The sequence below is a fragment of the Wolbachia endosymbiont of Mansonella ozzardi genome (genome assembly GCF_020278625.1).
Taxonomy (GTDB): Bacteria; Pseudomonadota; Alphaproteobacteria; order Rickettsiales; family Anaplasmataceae; genus Wolbachia.
In genome coordinates this window covers 1-1461 of sequence record NZ_JADAKK010000044.1, presented here as the reverse complement: position 1 = coordinate 1461, position 1461 = coordinate 1, and the positions used below count along the sequence as shown (strand labels likewise).

Below are 1461 nucleotides of genomic sequence, written 5' to 3'. Positions count from 1 at the left end.
AAACAAAAAACAACTCAAAATAACCAGACAATACAGTCCATAGAAAAAACAGTATTATAAAAGACAGAGAAAAAAATTTGATTTTTTGCCTAAAATTCATGATCTGCAGTATAACTCAAGTGATTTTTTAAGGCAAGATAATAATGGTACTATCCCTATAAATTTATACCCTGTGCCCTGAGGAAATGTTTGATAAACTCTGTCAAGTTGAAAGATAGGAAGTATTAAATACTTGACTTTCTTGTTTAAATATGCAATAATTGAACTGGACAGGAGAAAATTATGAAACAAGGAAAGCTTGCAGAAATACTTAAAGAAGTAAACACTCTTCCGGGTTTGAATGCGGATAATATAATCAAGCAAATAAAAACTAAGCTACAAGAAGAAGGTAAAGAAACATACGGAAAGTGGGAAAAGGAGGACGATATTAATTACCGTCTTACCACCGACTATGACACATTGTTAGATATTGCTGTTGAAAATGGATATATAAAAATAGTAGAAGCTCTATTAGTTGACAAGGCAAATATTAACAGTGGTATTTGCTCTCCTTTACATACTGCCATCATCAAAAACAACAAGGAGATGATAAAGATCCTGATAAAATACAAGGCAGATGTTAATTAAAAAAATAAGGATGATGGATTTACTCTCTTACATCTTGCTGTTGAAGGAGATCATCAGGAGATAGCAAAAATTCTAATTAAGCATAAGGCAAATGTTAATTTAAGAGATAAAAAAGAACGTTCTCCTTTACACCTTGCTGTCAAAAATGGCTATGTAGAGGTAGTAAAAGTCCTGCTATAAAGTGGAGCAAATTCTTTATTAAAAAGACTCGGATGATAGAAAGCCAAGGGATCTTGCTGAAGATGAAGACATAGTACAACTCCTCGAGCAAGCAGAAAAAAACAACTTATAAAAAGTGCAATTGTAAAAGGCATAGTTGTGGGTTTTGTAGTTGCAGCAATAGTTGCTACTAACTCACACTTGCTACTACTTTATCTATACCAGCAATAATTGGACTAGTTACAGGATCTGCACTTATAGCAAGTACTGTTGTTGGTGCTGGAATATACATGATGTCAAAGCCTAAAGCTGAAATGGGAGCAGATGGGAACACAAAGGTTGCGCTTAAGAATACGAAAGAAATGTTTCTGTCTAATTTCGTCATTCCATTGCTATAGCACTTTCTCTACCTATTCAAGGGAGCAATTACTTCTCATTTTGATAAAAAACTACACCCTGACTAAGCAAAGTCACTTAATTTTTACATATCTATTGTAAAGTAAAGAAGCTAGAACAGGAACGCAAATGTTAGCCGAAGCGTGGACTTTACTGATACTTACACTACTTGAAACTATACTTAACGTAGACAATTTAATCTTTATTTCTCTAGCAATAGATAAAGTACCAACCACGCTGAAAGAAAGGGTAAGCCTTATAGGTTTTGGACTAGCGCTA

3 protein-coding genes and 1 pseudogene are annotated in these 1461 nt (G+C 33.8%); 3 read left to right on the top strand and 1 reads right to left on the bottom strand.

Annotated elements, in window-relative coordinates:
- Positions 1 to 282: 282 nt before the first annotated feature.
- Entirely contained in the window at positions 283 to 627 is a 345-nt protein-coding gene (locus IHO40_RS04440; RefSeq protein WP_225536960.1) for an ankyrin repeat domain-containing protein, read from the top strand.
- An 18-nt stretch (positions 628 to 645) separates the two neighbouring features.
- Positions 646 to 807 (top strand): annotated as a pseudogene (locus IHO40_RS06110) (ankyrin repeat domain-containing protein); the annotation flags it as partial.
- A gap of 169 nt (positions 808 to 976) precedes the next feature.
- On the opposite strand, the gene IHO40_RS04430 reads toward IHO40_RS06110, so the two are convergent.
- Positions 977 to 1120, bottom strand: a complete 144-nt coding sequence (locus IHO40_RS04430) for a hypothetical protein (protein WP_225536961.1) — start codon at positions 1118 to 1120, stop codon at positions 977 to 979.
- A 191-nt stretch (positions 1121 to 1311) separates the two neighbouring features.
- Between IHO40_RS04430 and IHO40_RS04425 the strand changes: the two genes are divergently transcribed.
- Positions 1312 to 1461: TerC family protein (locus IHO40_RS04425; RefSeq protein ID WP_410543363.1), on the top strand; the 150-nt coding region annotated here is incomplete at its 3' end.